Source organism: Halarchaeum nitratireducens, from assembly GCF_014647155.1.
Lineage (GTDB): Archaea > Halobacteriota > Halobacteria > Halobacteriales > Halobacteriaceae > Halarchaeum > Halarchaeum nitratireducens.
Map to the genome: position 1 here is coordinate 55,144 of NZ_BMOQ01000008.1, position 26,257 is coordinate 81,400.

Below are 26,257 nucleotides of genomic sequence, written 5' to 3' on the forward strand. Positions count from 1 at the left end.
GCGTCAGATTGAGCAATCTGCTCATAAGAGAGTGTCTGGTCTCCAATTGCGAACTCGCCCATATACGTACTTATCTGAACAGACAACGTTGATTAACGTTACTAATACCTGATAAAATTATGGATTTAACCGAATACCGGATACTGGGTCGGGATGTCTCTCCGGCGCTCTATACGTTGGAATTTGGCTCCTCAGAGGCTCTAGTCGGCTCTTTTGGCCCACTACGGTAATTCTCTGACACACTCGATCAGCTCTTCTTCGGTAGTCCAGCTGTAGAGCGGTCCACGTCCCAGAGCATGTCGAAAATCGCAGTTTGCATTCCGCTGTATAGTTTTTCGAGATTGACGCCGGTGTCGACCTCGTCGGAGCTGACGGACTCATACTCACGCTTGAGGACGTACGTTTTCGCGAAGTACTCCTTGAGCACCGTGAAGTAGCCCTGTTCGATCAGGAACCCACCTTGGTCGTGTTCGGTGACGCCTACGATGTAGTCGGTGTAGTCCGCTAAGATTCGGAACTTGAGGTAGGTATTCACCCATTCGCTTCGGATATCGACTATCAGGAAGGCGTAGGTGTCTGCGCGGCGATTGAGGCGGTCCTTGACGAGTTGGAGTCGGTGAATCTCTGGTCGACCGTAGCTTCCGAGGACGAAGTAGGCGCGTTCAGTCGTGAAGATCGGGGTGAGTTCTGCGATACTCTGTTTGAGGGCCTCGTATTCGCTGGGAGTGAGGGATGTTTCGTGGAGATACTCCTCGGCTTTCTCCGCGAGTTCCTCGGCGAGGTAGTCAACCGTCTCTTCGAGACTCCTACTGGAAAGAAGTCCGTCTAGCGGGATGAATCTAGTGCTGGCGCAGCACTGTAGCCTATCAGCGGAAAAGCCCATGTAGCGGACAGTCTCAATCTCGTCTAGTGCGTCAGTTGCGACGTGACCAGTTCACTAGACATCTCGCCCATCCCGCGCCGTCCGTCGTAATCGACGGCGGCCGAATATCCTCATTGAGTGCCACCAGTAGATCGCGAGCGTATTCTCACTACGCGCACCGCAGTAGTTGAGGCTGGGCCACTCAATGCATATGATCCCAATCCTTGAGTACCTCAAGTTTAGTTGTATTACATCAATCGAGTTGGGAAGGATTTATGTGGCAGCTCCTACCACCAGATATTGCGGTCAAAATCGAGAGACACCACATATGGGGTTAAGACCCTGGAGGATTAAGCAGTGGCAACTATGAACTGTCCGGACTGCGGGAACGAGCGAACACGCGTCATCGATACAGGGGCTAGTGCCGACGGAACCTCTGTCCGACGGCGCCGCGAGTGTCAACGCTGTTCGTTCCGCTTTACGACCTACGAACGTCCGGAGTGGGAGTCCCTCCAAGTGAAAAAACGCGACGGAACCATCGAATCTTTTGACCGACAGAAACTCCGCGCAGGCATCGAGCGAGCCGTTGAGAAGCGGGATGTGACCGAGACAACAGTGACTGCTCTCGTTGACGATATCGAGAGCGAACTGCAAGGTCGAGAGGCACGTATCGTCTCTTCGAGTCTCATCGGTGAACTCGTCTCCGAGAACCTCCGCACGCTCGATAAGATAGCCTACATTCGATTCGTCTCCGTTTACAAAGCATTCTCTGAGCCGGAGGAGTTCCTGAGAGAACTTGATGCAGTCCTAGATGCAGAACTCGATGACTTCGAAGCCTCGAACGGTTCACTATGACACAAACACACGCAAATCAAACGAATGTTCGGTCGATTCTCGACCGGGCGAGCATGGCCCACGTCCAGACGTACAGCGAACGGCGGAAACAGAAACCAACCAACAGAGGACGACTCCTCCGGAGTACGTGCCAATGACTGAAAACGAGACCACAGGTGGGGATCCAGAGCCCGACATCTTCTCCGAACGAACGCATCTCAAACCGTACGAATACCCCGACGTCCTCGAATACAAAGACGCGATACGGAACAGCTACTGGGTTCACACGGAGTTCAACTTCTCAGGAGACGTTCAAGACTTCAAGGTCAACACGACTCCCGCCGAGAAGACCGTCATCAAGCGGACGATGCTGGCCATCGCGCAGATCGAGGTCCAGGTCAAGACGTTCTGGGCAGACATCTACGACGAGATGCCCAAAGCAGAGATCGGGAATGTCGGCATGACCTTCGCCGAGAGTGAGGTCAGACACATGGACGCGTACAGCCACCTCCTCGACATCCTCGGAATTGCGGAGGACTTCGAGGAGGTGACCGACGTCCCCGCGATCGAGGAGCGGATCGGCTACCTCGACGAATACCTCGAGAAGACCGAGAGCGACGACACACAGGAGTACGTGATGAGTCTCCTCCTGTTCTCCACGTTCGTTGAGCACGTCTCGCTGTTCTCGCAGTTCCTCATCATGACGAGCTTCGACAAACACGAGAAGAAGTTCAAGGGGATCGCGAACGCCGTCGAAGCGACCAGCAAGGAGGAGCAGATTCACGGCCTCTTCGGTGTTGAACTCGTGGAGATGATCCGCGAGGAGAATCCGGAGCTCTTCGACGAGGACTTCGAAGCAGAGATCCAAGCGGCCTGTCAGCAGGCGTTCGAGGCGGAGATGAAGATCCTCGACTGGATCTTCGGTGAGGGCGAACTCGAGTTTCTTCCCCGGGCGCACGTCAATGCGTTCCTGCGGGATCGGTTCAACCAGAGCCTCGAGAACGTCGGTGTCGAGCCGATATTCGACCCGGACGACGACCTGCTCGAGGAGACGCGGTGGTTCGACGAGGACATCATGATGACGAAGGACAACGACTTCTTCAGCAAGCGATCGACCACGTACAATAAGCACGCGCAGAGCGTCACCGCGGAGGACATGTTCTAACGATGGCACAAGCAGACACAGCACTCGACGACGTACACGAACAGCACGACGAACCGTTCTACTGGCTGAACGAGGATAGCAGGGCGTTCCTCGACGAGGGGTACCTGCTCGAGGGCGTCACCGCCGAGGAACGGGTCAGGGAGATCGGCGAGCGAGCGGAAGAAATCCTCGACGACGACGGCTTCGCGGACAAGTTCTACGACTACATGAGTCGGGGCTTCTACAGCCTCGCGAGTCCGATCTGGTCGAACTTCGGTCTGGACCGCGGCCTGCCCATCAGCTGCTTCGGGAGCTACATGGAGGACAACATGGAGAGCATCCTCTACACGCAGGCCGAAGTGGGCGAGATGACCAAGCTGGGCGGCGGGACCAGCGGCTACCTCGGCGAGATCCGGCCCCGAGGCAGTCCGATCACGAACAACGGCAAGAGCAACGGGAGCTACAGCTTCACCGAGCTGTTCGACACGATCATCAACGTCGTCAGCCAGGGGGAGACGCGACGCGGCCAGTTCGCGGGGTACATCGACGTCGAACACGACGACCTGGACGAGTGGCTCAACATCAAGACTGAAGGCGACCCCATACAGGACATCTACTACGGCGTCATCATCGGTGACGACTGGTTCCAGGCGATGGTCGACGGTGACGAGGAGAAGCGAGAGACGTGGGCAGAAATCATCGAGACGCGGATCAACATCGGTGTCCCGTACATCATCTTCCGCGACAACATGAACGACGGGAAGCCGCAGGTCTACAAGGACAAGGGCTACGAGATCAACGCCTCCAACCTGTGTACCGAGATCGCGCTGCCGGCCACACCAGACGAGAGTTTCGTCTGTTGTCTCTCGTCGATGAACGCGCTCCACTACGACGAGTGGAAGGACACCGACGCAGTCGAGACGCTGACGCGGTTCCTCGACGCCGTCATGGAGGAGTTCATCCAAGAGGCGGAGGGGACGCAGTTCATGGAACGCCCAGTGCGGTTTGCGAAACGGCACAGGGCGATCGGTATCGGCGTCCTCGGCTGGCACAGCTACCTCCAGAGCGAGATGATTCCGTTCGACAGCATGGAGGCGATGGAGAAAAACGAGGCGATCTTCCGCACCATCAAGGAGCGAAGTTACGAGGAGAGTCGTCGGCTCGCCGAGGAGTTCGGTGAGCCGGAGGTGCTTGAGGGCTACGGTCGCCGGAACGCGACGACGATGAGCGTGGCCCCGACGAAATCCAGCAGTGTCATCCTCGGGCAGGTCAGTCCGAGCATCGAACCGCTCAAATCGAACTACTTCGTCCGCGACGGTGCGAAGTTGAAATCGACGCAGAAGAACCGGTTCCTCGAGGCGATACTGAAGCAGCGAGGAAGAGATGAGCGCGAGGTCTGGGACAGCATCGCACAGAACGACGGGAGCGTGCAACACCTCGACTGCCTGACCGACGAGGAGAAGGAGGTGTTCAAGACCTTCGCTGAGATTCCACAGATGGCGATCATCAACCAGGCAGCGCAGCGGCAGAAACACATCGATCAGTCACAGAGCCTGAATATCTCGATTGATCCGAGCGAAGTGAGCGTCAAGGAGATCAACCAGCTCTACATCGAGGCCTGGAAGAAGGGGGTGAAGAGTCTCTACTACCAACACAGCGTGAACGCCGCACAGAAGTTCAGCCGAGACATCCTCGAATGCAAGGCCTGTGAGAGCTGATCTCCCATTGATCGGTATGATAGAGTAGTCCATGTAAACTACGCCACCCTGTTTGTACTGCTCTGTCGAATAGCGATCTCTGAGGTGGGTAGAGGCGAGATCGGTGTTGAAACAACCAGTCTCTGCTATCCATACGGCGACTCAATCTCAGACCTCGTATTCAATCACCGCTATTCAACAGAGCAGTTTGTACCGTATTCTGCTTGAGCTAGCTATCGCCGTCGAGATACCGGGCGTATTCCCAAATGCGTTCGTCGAAATCGTCGCAGGTCGGCTCTCGGTCGACGTCGTCGGGGCCGATCCCGGTCCAGTCGTCACAGCGGTCGTCGTCGGACCACTCGGCGAACCGCTTGAGCTCGCGCGCGACGTTGCATCGATGGTTCTCGCCGTCACCACGTTCTCCGTATCCTGAAATAGCGTTTGAAAGAACTCGCGAGAGATCGCTCAGTGGGTATAATCGGGGGTTCATGTGCCCTCCTGCATATACTGGTAAGTCAGGCCAACGTCCTCGAGGAGCTCTTCGATAATCTCCCAGAGAATCAGAGAGGGGGTCTCGTGTTCAAAGGTAATGCCCTAGCAGTCCTAATGCCCCAGCGGTCCTCTTCGTCGGCGGCCGAGTACTGGAAGTGCGTTCGCCCGAGATTGGGGTAGTCCTGATCCTGGTGCCAGCCAGCGTGAAAGCCGGTGTTCGGGTCGGTGTAGTTGATTAGGAACCAATCGTGTCGATCCTGACGGTACCACCTGACCGCCAGCACCAATAGTTCAGGCCCCGTTGATGGGCCAAGGCGGGTTAGTAGATGGGATCGCTCCCGTAGAGCGCGTACGCCGAGCTGGTCTGTGCTATAGTAAAATCCAGAACCCTTTGCAGTGGCGGCCGCTAGAGACTGGTGTATGCGCTGGTTCTCGAAGATCCAGCGAGGGAAGTGTGTAGATACTTCTGGTGATTACTATAGCTAACTGGCACTGTCTAGGTCTGCACCTCCTGCGCTGGCGTCTTTCCATTGGGAGCTTGATGCGGTCTTTGGCGGTTGTAATAATGTATGAATTGTTCAAGTCACTCGCGTGCGCTCGATCGACTGCCCACCCACGAGTGGTGGAAGCGGTCGATACGCATCTTGAGGGTGTGGACCCACGTTTCGATATGGTTCCAGTCGGTATAGTCGAGATGACCGCTCAACCCTAATCGAGAGAGGGCAGTCCGATAGCCATCAACGAGGAACTCGGTACCCGCGAGATCGTGTTTTTGCTGGAGCCGGTGAAGAAACGCAGCTGCTGGATCAGTGCTATGCCGTCCAAATAACGTGACGTCAAGAATCAACATAGAATCAAGATCAATTGCAGCGTACAAGCAAGACTGTTCGCCGTTAATTCGGACAGCGGTTTCGTCGACAGCGACCCGCGACGGCGACGCCGTCGGCGGGTCGCGTTCGTTGTCAGCCAGCCGATGTACCCAGTTCCAGACCGCTCCATGCGATCGATCAACGCCGAGTGCGTCCAGAGTCGTTGTTGTCTCGCGGAGCGAACACCCAGCTTTATGGAGGCGGACGGCGACGACCTCGGCCCACCCGGCCTTCAACCGCACTAGCGTTCGTCTGAAACCGCGAGTACCAGCCCGTCTGGCGCGACGACGCGGTGCTTCAACCGCACTAGCGTTCGTCTGAAACCAGCGGGTCGGGTGGACGGCAGATCGCGGAGGTCTACGGGCTTCAACCGCACTAGCGTTCGTCTGAAACCCTCCCTCCGGTCGGGACTGACGCGGCGGGTGGTCGCTTCAACCGCACTAGCGTTCGTCTGAAACGACCTCGGCGTCGTCTTCATCCCGTCACTCTCACTCACGCTTCAACCGCACTAGCGTTCGTCTGAAACCACGCCGATCCCCTCACTGTTCCAGCGTGGATGCAGCTTCAACCGCACTAGCGTTCGTCTGAAACCTGGCCCCACGTCCGACGGAGATCGTGCGGCGTCACGCTTCAACCGCACTAGCGTTCGTCTGAAACACGGCGCGACGTGGCAGCTCCTCCCAGTGCAGGACGCTTCAACCGCACTAGCGTTCGTCTGAAACTCGACCCACTGCTTGGGGTGACCGTCTCTGTTGTTTCGCTTCAACCGCACTAGCGTTCGTCTGAAACGATCCGGTCGCAGACGAGCGGACCAACGCGTTTCCGGGCGCTTCAACCGCACTAGCGTTCGTCTGAAACGCTCATCGACGTGACGACGCGGACCCTCCGGCGGTGGGTCGCTTCAACCGCACTAGCGTTCGTCTGAAACTGGGGGTTATCTTCGCACTTATCTACGGTGCGATAGCTTCAACCGCACTAGCGTTCGTCTGAAACCACGCTTTCGGACACTTCAGGTCCATCGACGCCGGCTTCAACCGCACTAGCGTTCGTCTGAAACCATCGACCGGTCACCGATCCGGCCGAGGAGGATGTAGGCTTCAACCGCACTAGCGTTCGTCTGAAACAGTGTGACGCGACTCCGACGTAGTGCGGCTCGACGTCGCTTCAACCGCACTAGCGTTCGTCTGAAACCTCGCGCTCCAGGTAGTGATCCTCGCGGTCGGGGCCGGGCTTCAACCGCACTAGCGTTCGTCTGAAACCCGAATCTCGGGCTCGTAGCCGCTCACGTCCTTATGGCTTCAACCGCACTAGCGTTCGTCTGAAACTCGCTCGACGGGACCAACTGCGCGCTCGCACGCAGGCTTCAACCGCACTAGCGTTCGTCTGAAACTCCTCTGGGTCGCGGCACGCCTTCACGCCCCGGTTCGCTTCAACCGCACTAGCGTTCGTCTGAAACACTCCTCGGCCGTAGTCGCAGGGGGGTGGGCTGGAGCTTCAACCGCACTAGCGTTCGTCTGAAACCCGTCGTCGCCGGAGCCCACGCCAATGCCGATCGTGCTTCAACCGCACTAGCGTTCGTCTGAAACCCTGTCTCGGCGGCTTCGAGCTTATCGTCGGTCGAGCTTCAACCGCACTAGCGTTCGTCTGAAACTAGTGAGGTCGCTCGCGCCGTCGACACCTTTCAGTCCGCTTCAACCGCACTAGCGTTCGTCTGAAACGGTGGAGCCGCCGCCTATCGCGTCGGAAAGAGGGTGCTTCAACCGCACTAGCGTTCGTCTGAAACCCTTTGACGATGCCGGCGACGGAGTCGGTGACGAGCTTCAACCGCACTAGCGTTCGTCTGAAACTATCTCGCCCGATATGGACCATCGCCCCCAAGAAGCTTCAACCGCACTAGCGTTCGTCTGAAACACTCGACCCCCCGCGATCCGGTCGCGGACGAGCGGCTTCAACCGCACTAGCGTTCGTCTGAAACCGGTATCCTCGCTCGGTGATTCGATGACCGAAACTGCTTCAACCGCACTAGCGTTCGTCTGAAACCGCGTCTATTCGACGACCGCCGACGCGGACGGAGAGCTTCAACCGCACTAGCGTTCGTCTGAAACGAGATGGTTCGGTTCGTCCCGGCGCGAGAGCTAGACGCTTCAACCGCACTAGCGTTCGTCTGAAACCATCCCCTATTTGCCGTAGGCATCCTATCTTTTGCCCGTTGTCGTAAAGAAGCTACCATCGCTCCTTAATCCACCTCAGAACCCCGGGGGGTCGATGGATACTATAGGAATTTCGCGTCCGCTGCGGGGTCGTCGCCAAACGTGGATCGATTGACGTACGTCTCAGAGGCGAATTTATAGATGATCGCGGATTCCCCGGGTTCGAGCAGCGCGTCGACTTCGGCTTCAAACTGCGCTAAATCTCCTTCCGTGATCTCGCCTTCGAGCACCGAGTTTTGGACGTGGATGAGGTAGCGGCGGCCCAGTTTGAGGAGCTTACGGGTGCGATCGGCAGCGACGTCGTAGACGAACACGACGTACATTTACCACCACCTCTCGAACGGATCGTAGTTCTCACCAGTCAGGAGGTGTTTCTTCAGTTTGTACGCCTCAATCTGGAGTAGATACTGGTAGCTAACGGATCGGCCGAGTTTCTCGTGGTCTTTGGTTCGAGCGAGCGTATCCTCAAACGCACGTGTGTACGTCTCTCGTCCGTCGTCGGTGAGGAGGACGGCGCCGACGTCCTCTCGGAAGTCGTCGCTGGAGAGCTGTCGTTGATTGAGTAACCGGAAGGTGACGCGGTCGGAGATGACGGGCTTGAACAGGTCGGCGATGTCGTACGCGAGCGAGAACCGACGCTCCCCGGGCTCGTGGAGATAGCTCACGGTCGGATCGAGTGCGGTCTTGCGTATCGCCGAGATGCAACTGGTGTAAACGAGTGAGTTGCCGTAGGAGAGAAGACTGTTCACCGCGTTCGGCGGGGGGTTGTACTCCCTCGATTCGAATCCCCAGCCGTCGCGGAGGATGGCGTCAAACGAGCCGTAGTAGGCGCGGCGTGCCGTCGCTTCGTGTCCCATGATCGTCTCGATGTCGGCGGTGGCGTCGAGGCTCGCGGCGGCGTCGTCGAGTCCGTCGAGTGCGTCCGACAGGTCACGTCCGCGGTTGTCGTAGTAGGCGACGTTTCGGCGCATATTGTGGATGCTTCCCCGGACGAACGCGGCGGCGAGCCGACGCCGGTGGTTAGGGTCGTCGTACGCGCGGACCTGTTCGACGACAGTTTGTCCGGATGTCTGGCCGCGCTCTGGGAGGATTGATCCCACGTACTTGTCGTTCCAGCCGAAGACGTGTGCGGCGACGCCGTGGTCGTTGAGGAACGAGACGACGCGAGTGTTGTAGTTGATCTGGCCGTGGAGGAACACCGCGTTGGTGTTCTCGATCGGAACCGGCTTCGTCTCGCCGTCGTCGGTCCGAACGCGGATCGTATCTTGATGCCGTTCGAGCGTGCCGTCGGAGAAGACGTGTCTGTTCTCGTCCATTGTCAACACCAGCAGAAATCGTGGTACGCACAGCTGTCGCAGACGGGTTTTTCGATCGCGTCGGGCGGCGTATCGCGTGTTACCACGCCGTGGATACCCCGGATCGCCGATTCAACCTCCTCACGCACTTCAGGAGTTAGTTCGACGGGCTCACGGCGGCGTTCTCGAGGGTGTGCGAGCACCCCGTCGCGTTCGACGCCGGCGACCCGTTCGAGATACCAGAGGTAGTAGCTGAGCTGCATTCGCGCGGGCTCGACGACCGACGACGACGGTTTCACCTCAACGACGCGGCCGTCTTGGAGTAGATCGGGGGCGATCATCCCAAGGTGAAGGCTACCCTTGCGGTCACTGTACGCGGATTCGTCGATGAGCGTTCCACGCGCAATAGCGGGGTTGTCGCGGTCGATTTCGACGTCGTTGGCCTCGAACCAGAGTTCGCGCTCACAAACGTGATAGTATTGCATCATGACGCCCGTCACGCGGAACGGGTCTGCCAGCGGCTCGCCGCGCGCGGTCGCCAGTAGTCGCTCTACTGGGCCCTCTGGACCGTCGGGATCGGAGTCGCATTCGCTCATAAGAACTGGCTCACCTCGGCGGCCTCGAAGCCGGTTTCGACGTCGAAGTATGCGTCGTTGCTGCCGGGTGGATAGACGCGTTCCGTCTCGGCGGCGTCGTTCGGTCTCCGGTCCGCCGGGACGAGGGCTGGGAGACCGCGGAGACGTCCGGCGACATCCGAGTCCGGGCGATAGACGGGTATGGAGACGCGGATGTCGGCGAGCGTTTTCCGGAGCGCGGCGGCGTCGCCGAACTCGTAGGATTCGATCGCATCGCGGAGCCGTTCGACCGCTTCGTAGTCCGCCTCGGTCCGGCAGACGTACACCTCGAAGCTGTACGTCTGGTCAATGACGGACGCGCCGCGGAGCCGCCGACCGTTCGCGTCCGTGTAGGCCTCCAGCAACTCGTCGTCGTCGCTGACGGCGTCCATCGACTCGCCGACCGATTCCTGATAGACGTCGAGGGCGTCTTCGGTTACGCGGTCCTCGCCGTGCCACGTGTCGGTCTCGACGCCGGCGTCGGCGAGCGCCTCTCGCGTTCGCGTGAGCAGGTCGAGGCCGCTGCCGGTACCGCGGACGTACACCGCACTGCTCGGTGGCGTCCGCGTCCGGGGGTCCTCGTCGGGGTCGTCCAACTGCCAGACCGTTACGCGACCGTGGTCCGGGTGGCGCTCGTACGAGCGGTTGCACCGGCCGGCGACCTGTGCGACGCTGTCGAGGGGCGCTAGGTCACGGAAGACGCGGTCGAAACTCACGTCGACGCCCGCCTCGATCAGTTGCGTCGAGACGAGGACAAACGGGACGTTCGCGTCGATGAGTTCCTCGGCAGTCGTAAGGAGTGCCGTCCGGTCACGGGCGCGGACGCGCGTCGAGAGGTAGAGACGGTCGAGGTGAGCGCGGGATTTCGTGATCGCGTCCTCCGCATGTACGACGACCAGTGTCTCCTGACCGAATTCACTGGGTCGCCGTTTGTGACGCTTTCCCACGTCGTGCCACGCGCCAAGGACCTACAGGTCGCTGAACATCCAGATAACGTGATGGTTCTCAACTGGCTGCACCATCAGGCGTTCGACGCGGGCCTGTTCACGTTCGATGGCGACCATGGACTACATGTTCATCCGGAGTTCGAACCGGAGACAGAGTTCTTCGAGAGAACACTCACGCAACGTGCTGGCGAGCCGGTGCAGTTCCCGAATAGTGCGACCGTCGGTGAAGCGTTCCTTGACGAGCGGAACGGCACCCTCGACTGGTGGTAGCGTACTCTCTGGGGGTATCCAACAGACCTACCGCGGTACCGTGCCGAACGCCCGGTTTACTCGTCGTTGAGGAGTGCTTGAGCGCGCTGCACATAGCTGTTCGACTCCCAACTGCGAGCGGCGCTGATCGCTTCGAGAATCTCGATCGCGTCCATCGAGGGAAGCTGTTCGGTCCGGACGAAGACCGAGAGGAGTGTCGGCGTCGTCACGAGCCGGGTGTCAGCGAGCGAGGCGTGTATGAGCCCGACGCTGTTGAACTCGTCACAGAGGAAGAGCGCTGCATCGAGGTCGTTCGCGAGCGTGACGGCGGCGTTCTCACCATCATCAAGTGGGAAATCGGCATCGAGCGTGACCGCCGTCACAGAGACTGCATCTTCACGATCGAGGACTGCGGTCGCCGCATTACCGTGGGCGTCGGCATAGGAGGCGCTCTCTCGGAGCTCGTCGACGACGATCGTTGGGACGTGGACGTCGTAGACGTCGAGACATAGATCGAGTGGGTTCGGAGCGTGGTTGACCGCTGTTCCGAGGCTGACGAGGCCGGAAGTATCCGCGACGAGAACCGTCATTTAGTGGTCAGCGACGTCGTCGATGTAGTCGTCGTCGAGTTGCTCCTTCAGAACGCGGAGATTCGCGGATTCCTCGGCGCCGACGAGTGACTTGAGCTGGTCGTAGGTGATCTCATCGTCGTAGTAGGCGGCGGCGATCTCTTGGACGAGTGCATCGTCGTGCGTTGCCTCTTGGAGGTACTCTCGGAGCGCGGTGACGAGGATATCGGTTCGGTCCTCACCGAGGACGTTCGCGAGTGCGTCCGCTCGGTCGATGAGTCGGTCAGGGGCGCGGAACTGGACGCGTTTCTTCTCAGCGCTCATGATATGTACATTGTACATCCCCCTACTTAGCGATTGTCGTGTGTACATTGTGAGCCAATTAGTCCTCATCATGTTATCTCTCCCGTACGAGGTGGGTTTCGAGATCGTACGTCCAGTCGATCGTGACTCATCGAGGATGTGGCGAGCACAAAAATAATTTGGACGTGGAATGGCTCAATAGGCGCTTCTAGGGTGGCTGGTCGGTTGAACCCGATCAGTCCTCTGTATATTCCCATTCACTGTCTCGTAATGACTTCTCGATGCCAGTAAGGAGACCGTGAACAGTTAGGAACGCGCCGACGAAGAACAGTACGAGACTAACAACGGCACCGATATCATCGTGTTTAGTTAAACGAATTCCACCAGACGGCGAAGGCTTGCAACCACGTTTCTGCGGTCTCCGGATCGACGTGGCTAAAACTATTACTGAACGAGGAAGTTCGGCGTTTTATTTCTCGAAAGATACGTTCTACGGCGTTCCGATTTCCATGGCGAACGGTTTGAAATCGGAGTCCTGCTCGATGTAGTGCAGCTGCTAGGTGCTGGGCGTGATCGACGAGAAACACGGCGTCTTTGACGTCGTGTTTCTCGCAAGTCTCCCGCAGGAACTGCTGCGTCAATGCTGTCGTAGTCGTCGTAAACAGCCGTAGGTGCAGGAATTTGTTTGTTTCTGGATCGACGGCGGCGTACAGCCAGAACTGCTGTCCATTGATCCGGATCACCGTCTCGTCAAGCGCGATGTGATCCGGGTTTGCGTCACTGGCTGGCTGTAGATTTGCCTTCTGCACCCAGTCGTGAACGGCCTTCCGCGACCGTTCGACACCGAACTTATCAAGTATAGATATGGTATTCAAAAGCGAGAGTCCAGATAAATGAAGTCGAATACCGAGCTCCATCAGCTCGATCGGTGTCCGCTCTCGCTCCACAAACTCCAAGTCGATCCGGTCGCTACGACCGCTGAGGCGTGTGATTTCTGCCATAGATCAGCTGAAAGTCATCACGCCTCACTTTTCAGCCTTAACTAAACACCGCCCCGCTCACGCTCCCAAACTTCTTCTAAATCCGCGTCATAGCACTCGCTGAGCAGATCTGCGAGCATCTTGACCAACTAACTCAACGACCTGCTCATTCCTCAAACTGGCTTAACTAGACAGTGCCGAGTTCGACGTTTTATTTCTATACAGACACGTTCTACAGCATTCCGATTTCCATGACGAATCGTTTGAAATCGGAGTCCTGCTCGATGCAGTGCAGCCGCTAGATGCTGGGCGTGATCGACGAGAAACACGGCGTCGGAGACATCGTGTTTCTCACGAAGCTCCCGCAAAAACTGCTGCGTCAATGCCGTCGCAGTCGTCGTAAACAGCCGAGCATGGAGGAATTTGTTCGTTTCGGGATTGACGGCGGCGTACAGCCAGAACTGCTGTCCGTTGATTCGGATCTCCGTTTCGTCGAGTGCGATGTGATCCGAACTCGCATCGCTGGCTGGCTGTAGATCGGCTTTCTGCACCCAGTCGTGAACCGCTTTCCGCGACCGATCGACACCGAACTTCTCAAGTTCCGAGATGGTATTGGCAAGTGAGAGTCCCGACAAATGAGGTCGAATACCCAGTTCCATCAGCTCGCTCGGCGTCCGCTCTCGCTCCACAAACTCCAAGTCGATCCAGTCGCTACGACCGCTGAGGCGGGTGATTTCAGCCATGGACAGCAGGAATCAATCCCGCCTCACTTTTCAGCCTTAACTAAACACGACCGACAGGACCTCACTCGAGTTTAAATACCAATACGCGGCTAAACCGATTGCTCATGGCTGACCCCTCGACCAACACTCCGTTCGACACCGACTCGGATGTCTCCTCAACCACGCCGCTCTACTCTCCTGTGACCACAACGACCATCTATCACACTGTCGTCGACCTCAGCTACCCGACTGAATACGTCCCGATCGTCGCCTGTGTTGCTGCTGCGCCTCACAGAAAACGCCCGCCATCCATTCCAAGCTCATACCCCCAAGAGGCGTCCGCCTACTGGTAGCCTCAAGTGGGCCCATGGACCTCGGAATCGCTCGTACTGTCGACTGCTCGGATACCAGCCTTCGCTTCCGGCAGCTCCACAGTCTCGTCGTTGACGTCGGTTCTAGGGGATTCGTCCGCCTCGTTCTCCGCTGCTAACTCTGCCGACAGCTCATTGAGGGCGTCCTTCGAGGGGAAGTCCTCGCGGGTGACTGTTCTCGCGTTACTCGAAGAGGCTCGTAGGGAGATACGCCGACACCACCCAGTTCGGCGCGTTCACCACCTCGTTGATCTTCAGGTCAACGGCGGCCGAACAGAGTACGTACGCGTTCGACCGTGAGAGGCCGTATTCGGAGTTCAGATAGTCGATCATGCCGCTGATCGCATCCTTCGCGGCGACCATGAGGTCGTCCCCGACGCCGGTCGTCGCGTACGCCGTCCCCCCATCGCGGCCGGCCGGCGCGTACGGGCCGGTCGTCTCAAAGCGTGGCGTCTCGAAGCGCGCGTCCTTCACTAGGTCAACGCGGACAGTCGCCGTCATTGGCGCCTCAATACCATTAACACATACCTCGCCGTCGCCCTGCGCGGCGTGGCAATCGCCGACAGAGAGCATGGCGCCCGCCACCTCCACAGGGAGGTAGAGTGTTGCGCCCTCCGTGAGGTGCTTGACATCAAGGTTGCCGCCGGTCGCGCGCGGCGGGATCGTTGAGTGACGGCCCGATTCAGCCGGTGCGAGACCAACGATGCCTGGGAAGGGATCAAGGGGAACGCCGATACTGTCAACGAACTGCCCGACGTCTCCGTTGAGGTCCCAGATGTGGATGCCGCACTCATCGAACTCCTCGGGAAGCAAGCCGCGGTCCTCCGGCCAGAACGCCGTATATCCCCAACCCTCGTGTTCGAGATCAAGGATCTCGATCGCGACGGCATCACCGGGTTCTGCGCCCTCGACGGCGACCGGCCCAGTGATCGGGTGGACGGGGTCGAAGGTGGTATTTGCGACATCCGAGGCCGTCGTCTTGGGCGTCACTTGCCCGTCCATCGAGTCGCGACACTCGAAGGCGACGGTGTCCCCGGGTTCGACGCGCGCGATGGGGTCATAGTCGGGGCTCCAGTCGTGCCGAACGTTCGTGTCGGTGCGTTCGATCTGGTGATCGATGTTTGCGTCGGTCATTTCAGGCTTGGTAGCGGTCGACGTTTTTTGGGTACTCGCCGGAACTCCCGGATGCGGAGTAGTTCGAAGAGTCGTAGTTCGACGGCGGCGTGTAGTCTTTTGGTGGTGAGTACTGCTTCGTGCTCGACTCACTCGTTAGGTCACAGCCCATCTCTTCGAGGAAGCTCGGTTCGATCGTCTGCTTTCCAAGGAACGTGATCGAGTGGTCGTCCTCGACGCGTGCCAACCGCATCACGTGGCTCATGTGGTGGGTCGTCCCTTTCAGGTGGATGTTGCCCTCGGGTGCGTTGACATCAAGTCCCTTCTCCAGTTCGGCGATGACCGCCGCCTGATCCGTCGCCCCCGCTGCCTCGACTGCCTGCTTGTAGATGTGCGGGCTGAGGTACGCGCACTCTGCCATCTCCGGGATGTAGGGTGTATCCGGCCAGCGCTTCTGGAACTTCTCCACAAACGTCTGGTTGCGGTCGGTTGGAACCTCCGGCATGTAGTAGGGTGCCGAGTGCATCCCCGCCATTGTTGGCGGGTCGAAGCGGACATGTTCGTAGCTCTGAGCGAGGTTCACCGCCGACGCCATCGGGAGGTCAAGGCCGGCCGTGGCCTTCTGCTTGAAGAAGTTCGACTGGTTCGACCCGACCATCACGGTTGCGATGAAGTCTGGATCGGCTTTCTGGATCTTGTTGACGCTTGACCCGTAGTCCGACACCGAGAGCGGCGCGAACTCGGTCTCCACGACCGACCCGCCAGCCGCCTTGACGTAGCGCTTGATCCACTCCGCGGAGATGTGTCCGAAATTGTAATCGGCCGCAATGGTGTACACCTTCGGCCCGAACTGGTCGATCATGTACGGGATGAGCGTGCTGTACTGCTGGATCGGGACGGACCCGAACGCGAACGTGTAGCTGTCGCAGAGGCCCCCCTCGTACTCGTTCGGGTAGAAGTACAGCTGTTCGTTCTTATCGACAGTGGGACGGATGGCCTCGCGTGAACTGCTCGCGAACGCCCCGCTCAGCAGGTCGACGTGGTTCTTCTCGATGAGGCGGCGCGCAAGTTGCGTGTAGCGTTGGTCGCTTGACTGCGGGTCTGGGTCGAAGATCCGTATTTGCCGCCCGAGGATGCCCCCGTTGTCGTTGATCTCCTCGATGGCGAGTTTTGCGGCCTTCCACTTCGGCTTCGCGTTGATGGCGAAATTGCCGCTCCGGCTCTCCAACACGCCGATGTTGATGGAATCGCTTGACGTCCCGCCGGACGTCGTCCCATTCGACCCTCCGTTCGATCCACCGATACACCCCGCGAGCGCCGTCCCCGCAACGGACGCGCCGCCCACGAGGAACTGGCGACGGTCCACCGTGCCAGTCACGTGACACCACCGGACGAACGGACCGATAGCTTGTACTGTTCTGATTGGATATTGCGGACATTCGTTATCTTCAAGCGCATATTGTATCTACGAAGTCCATTTCCGGAGCGGATATATAAAAATTCTCCTTAAGGAGTGGTAGTACATAATCTGTTTAACCCATTCACGGACGCTTGACCGAATGCCGACTCTCAAGTTATAGAAACGGTCGATACAAATTCTGGATATATGGAACACTTTTGGATGAAGCTCGTATAAATGTCGTTCATCCTACTTTCAATCCTCAAGGGATGCTCAGATCTCTCCCTCCACCGGCGACACCCTCAGATAGTCTGTTTATGGCGCCACTCAAGCACCTAGCCCTGCACGGGCTGGAGGGCGCCGTCCTCAATCGATCGCACTCGTCGAGGCGTACCCCGGCCTCATGTACGCCTTCGACCACTTCGCTCACGCGGCGCCCGGCGGCTCGCCCTCCGACGGTGCGTTCGCGTCGCTGTCCGAATACGAGTCCGCCGCGGTGAAACCCTCGGAGGTGGTCCACCGCTCTGCGGAGGGATTCCCATACGGCGACATGCACGACCACGTCCGTTGGTTCTTGGACGAGTTCGGTCGTGAGCGCGTCGTGTGGGGGTCGGACTATCCAAACATTAGCGACGAGGCGACGTACGAGGACGCGATAACGTGGCTGGACCACGTCGATGGGCTCCCTCGCAAAGATAGAGAGTGGCTAACGGACCGTTCGTTCTGTGCACACGTCGGGTCTGTGACCGCCTCGATCCGCGTCTCTGGGTGGGATAGCCCTCCATCTCTAAGAGTGCCGATCCAGCGCGGCTCGATTGAGACCGACCGTTCGCTTGGGGAGAAAGGCAGCCTCTGTCCATTCGGACTGTCTCGACGAGTGGTCCGCGATACGGATGTTCGGCGTCGTCCCGTCTGCCGACCTTGCGCCGTCACTTCTCGCCGCTCGCGCCCTCGCGCTCGATGGTCTCTCTGGCGGCGCCGTCCGGTGGCGTGTGCGCTTCGCGTTTCTCGACGGACAGCTCGGCCCAGTGACAGGCCACCTCGTGTCCCTGGTCGCCCGCGACGGAGCGCGTCTCCGGCGCTTCGGAGACGCAGCGGCCGTCGATGAACTCGGGACAGCGCGGGTGGAATCGGCAGCCGCTCGGCGGGTTCGTCGCGCTCGGCGGCGATCCCGGGAGTTCCTCGCGCTCTCGCTCGTGGCGCTCGCGGACGCTCGGGACGGAGCGGAGAAGCGCACGCGTGTAGGGATGCTGCGGGTTCTCGAAGAGTTGTTCGGTGGTGCCGCGCTCAACGACTTCGCCCGCATACATCACGGCGATGCGATCGCAGACGTGCCTGACAACGTTGAGATTGTGTGAGATGAAGACGTATGAAAGGTCGTACTCGCCTTGGAGGCGGTTGATGAGATTCAGTATCTGTGCCTGCAGAGTAACGTCGAGCGCGCTCACCGGCTCGTCGAAGACGACGAGATCGGGTTCGGTGATGAGCGCGCGCGCCAAGCCGACGCGCTGTAGCTGGCCGCCAGAAAGTTCGTGCGGGTAGGCGTCGAGCTGCGAGCGCATCAACCCCATCTCCTCAAAGAGATTGGCGACACGGTCGGTTCTCTCCGTCCCGCTCGCGATGTCGTGTACTTCGAGCGGTTTCCCGACACTCTCCCCGACGGTCTTGCGCGGGTTCAGCGCAGACATCGGGTCTTGGAAGACGTACTGGACGCGGCGGCGCAACGCCTTCAGGTCGCGCCCCGAGTAGGTCTCGATGTGCTCGCCGTCGAAAATAACGCTCCCGTCAGTTGGGTCGTAGAGGCGAGTCAGTGTCCGGCCGAGTGTGCTCTTCCCACAGCCGGATTCGCCGACGACGCCGACCGTTTCGCCCGCGCGGACCGTAAGATTGACGCCGTCAACGGCCTTGACGTGCGCCGTCTCACCGAACACTCGGTCAAGGAGGCCGTCGTTGAGCGCGAAGTACTTCTTCAACCCCGCCGTCCGCAAGAGTTCTCGCGGCGGTGCGGTTGAGTCATTCTGCTCTGATGTCGAATCGGTGTCAGTCGTGCTCATCGCTCTGGTTGTGGGGACGTCCGCACGTCGTCGCGCCCGCCGTCCTCGTGCGGGCGGTGGTGGCAGTACGTGTGATGTTCCGCCGAGAGCGCGTGCTCCGGGAGAGAGTCGGTGCAGGCTTCAGTCGCCTCCGGACAGCGATCGCGGAACGGACAGCCTGCTGGCCGGTCGCGGGGGTCGGGCGCCGATCCCGGTATCGTAGCGAGCTCGTCGCCCCGCTTGGCACCCTCCGGGATGCTGCGGAGCAGGCCTTCCGTGTAGGGGTGGGCAGGGGCTTCAAAGATGTCGTCCGTTGGGCCGTGCTCCATCACTGACCCCGAGTACATCACCGTCACGTGATCGCAGGTCTGCGCGACGACGCCGAGATCGTGTGTGATGAGGAGGATGGCGACATTGAAATCCGCGCAGAGCTCTCTGAGCTCCGTGAGGATACCGGCCTCGACAGTGACGTCGAGCGCCGTCGTCGGCTCGTCCGCAATGATGAGCGATGGGTCTCCAGCGAGCGCCTGCGCGATCATCACCCGCTGGCGCTGTCCGCCGCTCAACTGGTGGGGGTACTCGCTCGCGCGCTGCTCGGGATCGGGGATGCCAACCGTCTCAAGGAGTTCGACGGCGCGACGCCACGACGCCGTGGATTTGCTTGTTCCCGTGACGTACTTCCGGCGGAGTTCGCTGAGCAGACTCGTGGACTCGTCGACATCGCCGTGGTGGCGGACGACTTCGGCGATCTGCTCGCCAACCGTCATCACTGGGTTGAGCGCGGAGAGGGCGTCCTGAAACACCATCCCGATTTCGTCGCCACGGACCGCGCGCATCTCGCGCTCAGACTTTGCAAGGAGGTCTTCTCCCCGGTAGGCGAGGCGGCTCGCGGAGACATCCGCGTCGTCAAGGAGGCGGAGGACAGTGCGGGCGGTGACGGACTTTCCCGACCCGGATTCACCGACTAGACCGTGTATCTCGCCGGCCTCGACGCTAAGTGAGACGCCGTCAACGGCGCGCGTGTCAGAGCCGTCGGGGTCGGGAAACGTTACTGCGAGGTCCTCAACGGTGAGGAGGGGATCACTCACGGCGACCCACCCCGTTCGCGGACGTCAAGTGCGTCGCGGAGCGCGTCGCCGAAGAGATTGATGCCGAGGACGGTGATGATGATGGCGACACCGGGAATAATGGAGATCCACCACGCCTGTGTGATGAGCCCCCGGCCCTGTCCAAGAAGCGCCCCCCAGGTTGGCGTCGTCGGCTTCACGCCGATGCCGAGGAAGGAGAGCGTGCTCTCAGCGAGCATCGCGCGGGCAACGAGCACCGTGAACTGGACGATGATGGGCGCGAGCGCGTTCGGGAGCACCTCGTCGAACATGATGGCGGTGTCGTCGAGCCCGACGTTCCGCGCGGCCATGACGAACTCCTCCTCGCGGATGGAGAGCACTTCGCCACGCGTGATGCGCGCGAAGTCATCGATGTAGGCGAACGCGATGGCAGCGACAACGTTCCAGACGCTCTGCCCGAAGACGGCGACAAGGAGGATGGCGACGAGGAGCCACGGGAACGCCCAGAGGACGTCCACGAAGCGCATTAGCGTGTCGTCCACCCAACCGCCGAAGTAGCCAGCGACGAGCCCGAGCGTGACGCCGACGGCGCCGCCGATGGCGACCGCGCCGAGGCTGACGCCGAGGCTGATCCGCGCGCCGTACATCAGCCGCGAGAGGAGGTCGCGGCCGAACGAGTCGGTGCCGAAGGGGTGAGCGTTCAGTCCTGGCGCCTGCATGATGGCGAAGTCCTGGGCCATCGGGTCGTAGGGCGCGAGTTCGGGCGCGAATACCGCCGCAAGGACGAACGCGACGACAATCGTGAGGCCAAACGTCGCGCGGTAGTCGCCGCGGATCGTCTCGCGGAACTGCCGGAGGCGTTCCGTGCGGACGCCGAGGGTACGTTCGGCGCCGTCGTACTCCGCCATCACTCACCACCGCCGTAGCGGATCTTCGGGTTGACGAACGTGTACAATAGGTCGACGAGGAGGTTCATGAACACGAACACGATGGAGATGAGAATGACCGAGCCTTGGACGACCGGGAAGTCTTGGCGTTCGATGGAGCGGATGAGGAGCCGCCCGAAGCCCTGTACACCGAAGACCATCTCGACGGCGACAACGCCGCCGAGCATCAGTGCGAGGAGGATGCCGGCGACGGTGACGACAGGCAGGAGGGCGTTCTGGAGGCCGTGCTTGAGCAGGACGGTGCGGGCGGGGAGACCCTTCGCGCGCGCGGTTTGCATGTAGTCCTCGCCGAGCACTTCGAGCATCGAGGAGCGCGTCATTCGCGTGAGGATGCCTGCGTAGGGCAGGCCGACGGCGAGCGCGGGGAGGATGGTATGGGTGAACCAAGGGATGACGCCCGCCTTCAGCGACGCGTAGCCGTACGTCGGTAGGAAGGAGAGAGTGCTCCCGACGGTGAGGATGAGGACGATGCCGATCCAGAACGACGGCATGCTGATACCGAGGAAAGCGACACCAGTCGCGGCGTAGTCCTCCCACTCGTTGTAGTGGGTCGCACTCACGACTCCGGCGGGGATGGCGACGAGGACGGCGATGGTGATTCCGACAAGCCCGATGCTGAGCGTCGGTTCGGCGGCGTTCGCGACCATCGAGAGGACGGGATCGCCGCTATATATTGACTGTCCGAAATTGCCTTGCGCGAGGTCCGCCATCCACTTGGCGTACTGGACAGGAATCGGTTCGTCGAGGCCGAGGTTCGCGCGCATCGCCCGGATTGCGTCGACGTCCGCGCTCCCACCGAGGATGAGTCGCGCGGGGTCGCCCGGCACCGAGCGGACGGCGACGAAGACGATGGACGCGACGGCGTAGATGACGACGAGCGACTGCAAGACCCGCTTCGTGACGTAGCGCTCCAGCCCCATCTTAGCCCATGCGCGCGGTGTGGAAGTTGCTCAGCCCCGCCTGGTTGCCGACCCCGGTGAAAGAGGCGGCACTCCCCTTCGGGATGAGGGGAAAGGTCGTCATGACCCACGCGGTGTCCTCGATGAAGAGCTCTTCGGCCTGCCGGAGGATGTCCGTGCGCTCCCCCTGGTCCGAGGTGTGGTAATCCTGCTCTAGCAGGCTGTCGAACTCCTCGTTGTGGTAGAGGTTCGCCTGCCACGCGCCTGCCGACCCCTCCTTCACGGGCGTCTTGAGCTGCTTCCACAACGTCATCCACGGGTCGATGTCGACGTAGCCGTCGTACATCACGAGCTCGTTCTCGTAGCGGTAGAGGGTGTCCCAGAAGGCCGACTCCTGCTGGACGTTGAGTTCGACCTCGATGCCGACCTGGGAGAGCATCTGCTGGATGACGGTCATGCGGCGCTCGTCAGTCGGGACGCCGAGGAGCGAGAGCGACATCCGGGGGTCGCCCGTGTAGCCGGCGTCGTCGAGGAGCGAGCGTGCGGCCTCCCGGTCGTAGTACTGGCCGAGATCGGGCTCCTCCTCGTAGAGCCACGCGATAGAGGGGTTGAAGACCGAGTGAGCGGGCTTCGCGTAGCCGAAGTGTGCGTGCTCGACGAGCGTCTCCCGGTCGATGGCCTTGGAAATCGCCTCACGAACCTTCGGGTCGGTCGTCGGGAGGTCCTCGTTCTGCCACTTGTCCGTCGGGTTCGGGTTGCCGCTCGCGTACTGCTGCCACTCGACTTCCGCCGGGTCGTTACAGAGCGGGGCGACGCAGTACCACGCGCCCGGGTTCGCGCCGACGATGTCGACCGAGTCCATGGACTCCGACTGGGCGGCGTTCTGCGCCGGGACCTGATTCGAGTACTGGATCTCACCGCCGCGGAGCGCCGTCCACATCGTCGAGGGCTCCGGGATGAGGTTGATCCGGACGGAGTCGACGTACGGGAGCGCGTTCCCCTCGCCGTCGGTCCCCCAGTAGTCGTCGAACGCCTCGAGCTGGAGGTATTGGCCGGACTCGCGTTCCGTGAGCTCGAACGCCCCGCTGCCGACGGGCATTCGATTGTACTCGTCGGGGTTCCCCTCCGCGACGGAGGCGTTGACGATCGTGCCGGCGCGACCGGGCCCGCGCGTCATGAAGGAGATGAACGGCCCGATGGTTTCCGAGAGGCTGATGCGAAGGGTCGTCTCGTCCTCGACAGTGATGCTCTCGATCGACTGGACCTTGCCGAGGTGCGGCGAGTCGTCGAGGCTCATCAGGCGTTCGAGCGACGCCTTCACCGCGGCGGCGTCGAGCGTATCGCCGTTGTGGAAGGTCCCGGGTTCGTGGAGGTCGAAGACGTACGTCGAACTGTCCGGGAGCGACCAGTCCTTCGCGAAGTCGCCGACGATCCCACCGTCCGGTCCGATCTTCACGAGGCCGCTGTAAATGTTCGACTGGAGGGCGATCTCTTGGCCCTTGTCGACATAGTGGGGATCGAGGAACTCGACGGTGTCGGTGTTCCAGCCGGCCGTGACGGATCCGCCGCTCGCTGCCGTCGTCTTGCTTGTTGTGTCGCTTGTCGTGTCGCCATCGCCTCCGATGCTGCTACAGCCCGCGAACGAGGTTAGTCCAGCCGCAGCGAAGAGTTTCGTCGCTGTCCGCCGATTGATGCGTGGTCCTTCGAGGTCGGATTTGTTGAATTCCATGACCATAATGTTCTTTCAGTTGGGATTATCGGTAATTGCTGTACGTTCATACTGTAAACGGAGGGATTGTGTGCCATTCACCAAGACATTCGCCTGAACAATCCCCGAACAACCACTTATATCTTTCTACTGGTGTGGATACAGGACTAAATACATATGTATACACATTACATCTGTATAAGGTATATACTCTGAGTCGTTGTGGCGGGGTGGGTCGAAAACGGGGACGCGAGTCGCCTCAGAATCCGGTTGCGGCGCCGTCCTTCCGGGGGTCACTCGCGCCCGAGAGCACGCCCTCCCGACGGCGCGTCACCTGCGCCCCACCGAACTCGCTCGGCGGGAGTACTCGGACATCGTGACCGCGCCGCGAGAGCTTCGCGAGAGCGCCGTCCGCCAGACGCTCCTCAACGGCGAGCGACCCGTCCTCTTGGTAGCGCCAGCGCGGCGCGTCGAGCGCCGCCTGCAGCCCCATGTCGTAGTCGAGGAGGTTCGTCAACAGCTGCAGGTGGCCCTGTGGCTGCATGAAGCCGCCCATCACGCCGAACGCCGCCCAGTCGTCCTCCGCGAAGCGGATGAGACCCGGGATGAGCGTGTGGAACGGCCGCTTCTCCGGCGCGACGACGTTCGGGTGCTCGGGGTCGAGCGTGAACGAACTCCCGCGGTTCTGGAGGACGAGACCGGTGTCGGGGACGACGACGCCGCTTCCGAAGTGACCGAACAGCGAGTTGATGAACGAGACGACGTTCCCCTCGCCGTCTGCGACAGTGAGCAACACCGTGTCACCGTCCTCCGCAGGCGCGCCCGGCCCGCCGATGGATACCTCGCCCGCGGCGTCGTCCACTGTCGCCGCGCGCTCGGCTGCGTACGCCTTTGACCCCAGCGACGGCACCGTCTCGTACTCTGGGTCCGTGATGTAGTGGTGACCGTCGTGGAATGCCCGTTTCATCGCCTCCGCAAGGTAGTGTATCCGCTCGGCGGAATCGTAGGGGTACGACCCGACGTCGAGCTCCTCGGCGACGTTCAGAGCCTCAAGCGCGATGAGCCCCTGGTTGTTCGGTGGCAGTTCGTACACCGTCGCGCCGCCATACGTCGTCGAGATGGGATCGACGTATTCCGATTCGAAGCCCGCCAAGTCGTCCGTGTCGAGCAGTCCGCCGCGTTCTCGGACGGTGTCAGCGATGTGCCCGGCGAGTTCACCCTCGTAGAAGGCGTCCGCGCCTCCGTCAGCGAGCGTCCGCATCGTCTCCCCGAGGTCGGGTAGACGCATCACCTCTCCGACATCGGGTGCGCGACCGTCAATCGTGAAGGCCTCGTGGTCGGCGTCCGTCCGGAAGGTATCGACGTGCTCCGCCCACGACGCCGCAATGACCTCGGAAACGGGGAACCCCTCCTCGGCGTACCGTATCGCGGGCCCGAGGACGGTCCCAAGGGATGTCCGACCGTGGTCCTCAAGGAGGCGCTCCCAGCCTCGTGCGGACCCTGGGACGGTGACAGCGAGCGGACCTTGTTCTGGCATCTCGTTCCCGTCGATGCGTTCACGCACGGCCGTGGGGGTGGCATCGGCGGGCGCCCCGCCGCAGCTGCGGAGCGCGCCCACGTCGCCGTCTGCGCTCCGGTAGAGCGCGAAGACGTCTCCACCGAGGCCGGTGCTCATTGGTTCGACGACGTTCAGCGTCGCCGCCGTCGCGACCGCGGCGTCGAAGGCGTTCCCGCCGTCTCGGAGGACGCTGGCGCCCGCCTCAGCGGCGAGTGGTTGACTGGTCGCGACGAGGCCATCGCGGGCGTAGACGGTTGACCGACGCGAGGTGAATCGGTCAAGGTCTGGTGTAGAACCCATACGACAAACGCACTAACGAGATACAAATGCTTATCTAATAAAGATATATTTGCACATATCGGTGAGGGGTGATGGCCAGTGAAAAGATAACTCCGCGCTCGCGCAGATCACCCCGGGTCCGTCGGCGCTTCTGAGCGTCGTCCCAGACACGTGTTCTACTAAGTGGAACGACTTTGGCCACCCAAACTGCTATGTGCACTCGTGACGTGCCTTCGGGTGTGACCTACACCGCCAACTACACCGTTGAGACGACGGCGAAGTCGTTCGCTATCGTCGCTCACCTTCGCCATCACGGCCCGACCGGGGTCTCCGAGTTAAGCGACGAACTCGGCGTCCCGAAGAGCATTGTGCACAACCACGTGAGCACGCTTCGGGAACTCGGCTACGTCCGCAAGCGCGACGGCGCGTACCGCCTTTCGCTTCAATTTCTTGAGACTGGTGTTGCAGTCCGCTCGCAGTCGGCGCTGTTCCATCGAATGGAACACCGGGTCAACGCCGTGGCGAGGCAATTCGACGCGGTCGCTTTCCTGCTTGAACGCGACGGCGCGACGGGAGTCGTGACGCACGTTGCCGATGGTGGCGGCGTTGACGCCGCGTTCGACCTTGGTGAGCGACTTGAGCCGACCGCCGCCCCGCTTGGCGTCGCGCTCCTAGGCGAACTTCCGGTTGCGGATCGAGACGCTATCCTCAACGAGTGTGACGACGACGAACCTGCTTTGGACGCGCTTGATCGCACTGTCTTTATCGACACGCCGAAGGGTTCTTCTAGTCCCATCGCAGCCGTTGGCGTCGAAGTGGACGGGGATGTCGGCAGCGTCGGTGTCCAGCTCCCGCACGGCATCGGGAGCGACGGCGAAGGGGAGGTGCGTGACACACTCACGTCGCTTTCGGTGGTGCCCACACCTGAGGGGGAACGCCGGCGCTCGTTTGCGACGGCGAAACATTCGTGGCTCGGCGAGTAGCGTGCTTTACACGCATATTGATGTATAATACTTATTGGTAACATGCCTATGTCGACGCGTTCATTCCACTCAGTAGAACGCTAGTAGCGGACGATCTCACGAAAGTATTCAGA

At 60.6% G+C, this 26,257-nt stretch carries 22 protein-coding genes, 6 pseudogenes and 1 CRISPR repeat array; of the genes and pseudogenes, 9 read left to right on the forward strand and 19 right to left on the reverse strand.

The features are described from left to right. Positions 1-221 precede the first annotated feature (221 nt). Positions 222-835, reverse strand: a pseudogene (locus IEX91_RS13875) (hypothetical protein). Positions 836-1,228: 393 nt separating this feature from the next. Between IEX91_RS13875 and nrdR the strand changes: the two are divergent. The 4 genes from nrdR (at position 1,229) to IEX91_RS16660 (ending at position 4,970) form a co-directional block, all read left to right on the forward strand. Then, positions 1,229-1,717 (forward strand): transcriptional regulator NrdR, encoded by a 489-nt coding sequence (nrdR, locus tag IEX91_RS13880; RefSeq protein ID WP_188879873.1) that lies wholly within the window; start codon positions 1,229-1,231, stop codon positions 1,715-1,717. A gap of 133 nt (positions 1,718-1,850) precedes the next feature. Beyond that, complete coding sequence (locus IEX91_RS13885; RefSeq protein ID WP_188879724.1) at positions 1,851-2,861, forward strand: ribonucleotide-diphosphate reductase subunit beta; 1,011 nt, start codon at positions 1,851-1,853, stop codon at positions 2,859-2,861. Positions 2,862-2,863: 2 nt separating this feature from the next. Then, positions 2,864-4,558, forward strand: a complete 1,695-nt coding sequence (locus IEX91_RS13890; protein WP_188879725.1) for a ribonucleoside-diphosphate reductase subunit alpha — start codon at positions 2,864-2,866, stop codon at positions 4,556-4,558. A gap of 187 nt (positions 4,559-4,745) precedes the next feature. Further along, positions 4,746-4,970, forward strand: a complete 225-nt coding sequence (locus IEX91_RS16660; protein WP_188879726.1) for a hypothetical protein — start codon at positions 4,746-4,748, stop codon at positions 4,968-4,970. A gap of 53 nt (positions 4,971-5,023) precedes the next feature. On the opposite strand, the pseudogene IEX91_RS16780 reads toward IEX91_RS16660, so the two are convergent. The 6 genes and pseudogenes from IEX91_RS16780 to IEX91_RS13920 form a co-directional block, all read right to left on the reverse strand. Then, a pseudogene (locus IEX91_RS16780) lies at positions 5,024-5,346 on the reverse strand (hypothetical protein); the annotation flags it as partial. A 179-nt stretch (positions 5,347-5,525) separates the two neighbouring features. Further along, positions 5,526-6,107, reverse strand: a pseudogene (locus tag IEX91_RS13900) (IS6 family transposase); the annotation flags it as partial. Positions 6,108-6,127: 20 nt separating this feature from the next. Then, a CRISPR array of direct repeats spans positions 6,128-8,069; the repeat unit is 30 nt; unit sequence GCTTCAACCGCACTAGCGTTCGTCTGAAAC. Between the two features lie 101 nt (positions 8,070-8,170). Next, positions 8,171-8,431: a CRISPR-associated endonuclease Cas2 gene (gene cas2, locus IEX91_RS13905; protein WP_188879728.1), complete on the reverse strand. Its 261-nt coding sequence runs from the start codon at positions 8,429-8,431 to the stop codon at positions 8,171-8,173. Further along, complete coding sequence (cas1b, locus tag IEX91_RS13910) at positions 8,432-9,424, reverse strand: type I-B CRISPR-associated endonuclease Cas1b (RefSeq protein WP_188879729.1); 993 nt, start codon at positions 9,422-9,424, stop codon at positions 8,432-8,434. 2 nt (positions 9,425-9,426) lie between these two features. Continuing rightward, entirely contained in the window at positions 9,427-9,999 is a 573-nt protein-coding gene (locus tag IEX91_RS13915) for a CRISPR-associated protein Cas4 (RefSeq protein ID WP_188879730.1), read from the reverse strand. After that, the gene (locus IEX91_RS13920; protein ID WP_188879731.1) at positions 9,996-10,964 is read right to left on the reverse strand and encodes a hypothetical protein; all 969 of its coding nucleotides are present in this window, start codon (positions 10,962-10,964) and stop codon (positions 9,996-9,998) included. The genes IEX91_RS13915 and IEX91_RS13920 overlap by 4 nt, the downstream gene beginning before the upstream one ends. A 3-nt stretch (positions 10,965-10,967) precedes the next feature. Here IEX91_RS13920 and IEX91_RS16785 point away from each other — a divergent pair. Both IEX91_RS16785 and IEX91_RS13925 read left to right on the forward strand, forming a co-directional pair. Next, positions 10,968-11,012 (forward strand): annotated as a pseudogene (locus IEX91_RS16785) (hypothetical protein); the annotation flags it as partial. Between the two features lie 3 nt (positions 11,013-11,015). Beyond that, on the forward strand, positions 11,016-11,234 hold the full coding sequence (locus tag IEX91_RS13925) for a hypothetical protein (RefSeq protein WP_229772894.1): 219 nt from the start codon (positions 11,016-11,018) through the stop codon (positions 11,232-11,234). Between the two features lie 56 nt (positions 11,235-11,290). Here the strand turns inward: IEX91_RS13925 and IEX91_RS13930 are convergent, their stop codons facing one another. The 4 genes and pseudogenes from IEX91_RS13930 to IEX91_RS13945 form a co-directional block, all read right to left on the reverse strand. Next, positions 11,291-11,803 (reverse strand): hypothetical protein, encoded by a 513-nt coding sequence (locus IEX91_RS13930; protein ID WP_188879735.1) that lies wholly within the window; start codon positions 11,801-11,803, stop codon positions 11,291-11,293. Continuing rightward, positions 11,804-12,106: a hypothetical protein gene (locus IEX91_RS13935; protein ID WP_188879737.1), complete on the reverse strand. Its 303-nt coding sequence runs from the start codon at positions 12,104-12,106 to the stop codon at positions 11,804-11,806. A gap of 344 nt (positions 12,107-12,450) precedes the next feature. After that, complete coding sequence (locus tag IEX91_RS13940; protein WP_188879738.1) at positions 12,451-13,086, reverse strand: IS6 family transposase; 636 nt, start codon at positions 13,084-13,086, stop codon at positions 12,451-12,453. 179 nt (positions 13,087-13,265) lie between these two features. Beyond that, positions 13,266-13,808 (reverse strand): annotated as a pseudogene (locus tag IEX91_RS13945) (IS6 family transposase); the annotation flags it as partial. A gap of 104 nt (positions 13,809-13,912) precedes the next feature. On the opposite strand from IEX91_RS13945, the gene IEX91_RS13950 reads away from it, so the two are divergent. Continuing rightward, positions 13,913-14,140: a hypothetical protein gene (locus IEX91_RS13950; RefSeq protein WP_188879741.1), complete on the forward strand. Its 228-nt coding sequence runs from the start codon at positions 13,913-13,915 to the stop codon at positions 14,138-14,140. A gap of 201 nt (positions 14,141-14,341) precedes the next feature. On the opposite strand, the gene IEX91_RS13955 is transcribed toward IEX91_RS13950, so the two are convergent. Together IEX91_RS13955 and IEX91_RS13960 are read right to left on the reverse strand one after the other, a co-directional pair. Further along, complete coding sequence (locus IEX91_RS13955) at positions 14,342-15,292, reverse strand: acetamidase/formamidase family protein (RefSeq protein ID WP_188879743.1); 951 nt, start codon at positions 15,290-15,292, stop codon at positions 14,342-14,344. 1 nt (position 15,293) lies between these two features. Next, positions 15,294-16,649, reverse strand: coding sequence for an urea ABC transporter substrate-binding protein (locus tag IEX91_RS13960; protein WP_188879745.1), 1,356 nt, complete (start codon positions 16,647-16,649; stop codon positions 15,294-15,296). A gap of 376 nt (positions 16,650-17,025) precedes the next feature. Between IEX91_RS13960 and IEX91_RS13965 the strand changes: the two are divergent. Then, positions 17,026-17,406: pseudogene (locus IEX91_RS13965) on the forward strand (amidohydrolase family protein); the annotation flags it as partial. A gap of 193 nt (positions 17,407-17,599) precedes the next feature. On the opposite strand, the gene IEX91_RS13970 reads toward IEX91_RS13965, so the two are convergent. From IEX91_RS13970 to ggt, 6 genes are all read right to left on the reverse strand, one after another. Then, on the reverse strand, positions 17,600-18,724 hold the full coding sequence (locus IEX91_RS13970) for an ABC transporter ATP-binding protein (protein WP_188879747.1): 1,125 nt from the start codon (positions 18,722-18,724) through the stop codon (positions 17,600-17,602). Beyond that, a complete protein-coding gene (locus IEX91_RS13975) occupies positions 18,721-19,791 on the reverse strand; it encodes an ABC transporter ATP-binding protein (protein ID WP_188879749.1) in 1,071 nt (356 codons plus the stop codon). Before IEX91_RS13975 ends, IEX91_RS13970 begins: the two co-directional genes overlap by 4 nt. Further along, positions 19,788-20,678 carry an ABC transporter permease gene (locus IEX91_RS13980; protein ID WP_188879751.1) on the reverse strand — a complete coding sequence of 297 codons (891 nt, stop codon included), beginning with the start codon at positions 20,676-20,678 and terminating at the stop codon, positions 19,788-19,790. Before IEX91_RS13980 ends, IEX91_RS13975 begins: the two co-directional genes overlap by 4 nt. Next, positions 20,678-21,637: an ABC transporter permease gene (locus tag IEX91_RS13985; RefSeq protein ID WP_188879753.1), complete on the reverse strand. Its 960-nt coding sequence runs from the start codon at positions 21,635-21,637 to the stop codon at positions 20,678-20,680. Before IEX91_RS13985 ends, IEX91_RS13980 begins: the two co-directional genes overlap by 1 nt. Position 21,638: 1 nt before the next feature. Then, positions 21,639-23,345, reverse strand: coding sequence for an ABC transporter substrate-binding protein (locus IEX91_RS13990; protein ID WP_188879754.1), 1,707 nt, complete (start codon positions 23,343-23,345; stop codon positions 21,639-21,641). A 238-nt stretch (positions 23,346-23,583) separates the two neighbouring features. Continuing rightward, entirely contained in the window at positions 23,584-25,182 is a 1,599-nt protein-coding gene (gene ggt / locus IEX91_RS13995) for a gamma-glutamyltransferase (RefSeq protein WP_188879756.1), read from the reverse strand. Between the two features lie 218 nt (positions 25,183-25,400). On the opposite strand from ggt, the gene IEX91_RS14000 reads away from it, so the two are divergent. Continuing rightward, positions 25,401-26,144 (forward strand): helix-turn-helix domain-containing protein, encoded by a 744-nt coding sequence (locus tag IEX91_RS14000; RefSeq protein WP_188879757.1) that lies wholly within the window; start codon positions 25,401-25,403, stop codon positions 26,142-26,144. The last annotated feature ends 113 nt before the right edge of the window (positions 26,145-26,257 follow it).

What these genes read in the sequence shown, in the direction of transcription:
- IEX91_RS13915 (WP_188879730.1), bottom strand. Translation starts at nt 9,999, where the DNA reads ATGAGCGAATGCGACTCCGATCCCGACGGTCCAGAGGGCCCAGTAGAG.
- IEX91_RS13925 (WP_229772894.1), top strand. Translation starts at nt 11,016, where the DNA reads ATGGTTCTCAACTGGCTGCACCATCAGGCGTTCGACGCGGGCCTGTTC.
- IEX91_RS13885 (WP_188879724.1), top strand. Translation starts at nt 1,851, where the DNA reads ATGACTGAAAACGAGACCACAGGTGGGGATCCAGAGCCCGACATCTTC.
- IEX91_RS13935 (WP_188879737.1), bottom strand. Translation starts at nt 12,106, where the DNA reads ATGAGCGCTGAGAAGAAACGCGTCCAGTTCCGCGCCCCTGACCGACTC.
- IEX91_RS13955 (WP_188879743.1), bottom strand. Translation starts at nt 15,292, where the DNA reads ATGACCGACGCAAACATCGATCACCAGATCGAACGCACCGACACGAAC.
- IEX91_RS13985 (WP_188879753.1), bottom strand. Translation starts at nt 21,637, where the DNA reads ATGGGGCTGGAGCGCTACGTCACGAAGCGGGTCTTGCAGTCGCTCGTC.
- IEX91_RS13930 (WP_188879735.1), bottom strand. Translation starts at nt 11,803, where the DNA reads ATGACGGTTCTCGTCGCGGATACTTCCGGCCTCGTCAGCCTCGGAACA.
- IEX91_RS13940 (WP_188879738.1), bottom strand. Translation starts at nt 13,086, where the DNA reads ATGGCAGAAATCACACGCCTCAGCGGTCGTAGCGACCGGATCGACTTG.
- nrdR (WP_188879873.1), top strand. Translation starts at nt 1,229, where the DNA reads ATGAACTGTCCGGACTGCGGGAACGAGCGAACACGCGTCATCGATACA.
- IEX91_RS13970 (WP_188879747.1), bottom strand. Translation starts at nt 18,724, where the DNA reads ATGAGCACGACTGACACCGATTCGACATCAGAGCAGAATGACTCAACC.
- cas1b (WP_188879729.1), bottom strand. Translation starts at nt 9,424, where the DNA reads ATGGACGAGAACAGACACGTCTTCTCCGACGGCACGCTCGAACGGCAT.
- IEX91_RS13890 (WP_188879725.1), top strand. Translation starts at nt 2,864, where the DNA reads ATGGCACAAGCAGACACAGCACTCGACGACGTACACGAACAGCACGAC.
- IEX91_RS13950 (WP_188879741.1), top strand. Translation starts at nt 13,913, where the DNA reads ATGGCTGACCCCTCGACCAACACTCCGTTCGACACCGACTCGGATGTC.
- cas2 (WP_188879728.1), bottom strand. Translation starts at nt 8,431, where the DNA reads ATGTACGTCGTGTTCGTCTACGACGTCGCTGCCGATCGCACCCGTAAG.
- IEX91_RS13980 (WP_188879751.1), bottom strand. Translation starts at nt 20,678, where the DNA reads ATGGCGGAGTACGACGGCGCCGAACGTACCCTCGGCGTCCGCACGGAA.
- IEX91_RS13990 (WP_188879754.1), bottom strand. Translation starts at nt 23,345, where the DNA reads ATGGAATTCAACAAATCCGACCTCGAAGGACCACGCATCAATCGGCGG.
- ggt (WP_188879756.1), bottom strand. Translation starts at nt 25,182, where the DNA reads ATGGGTTCTACACCAGACCTTGACCGATTCACCTCGCGTCGGTCAACC.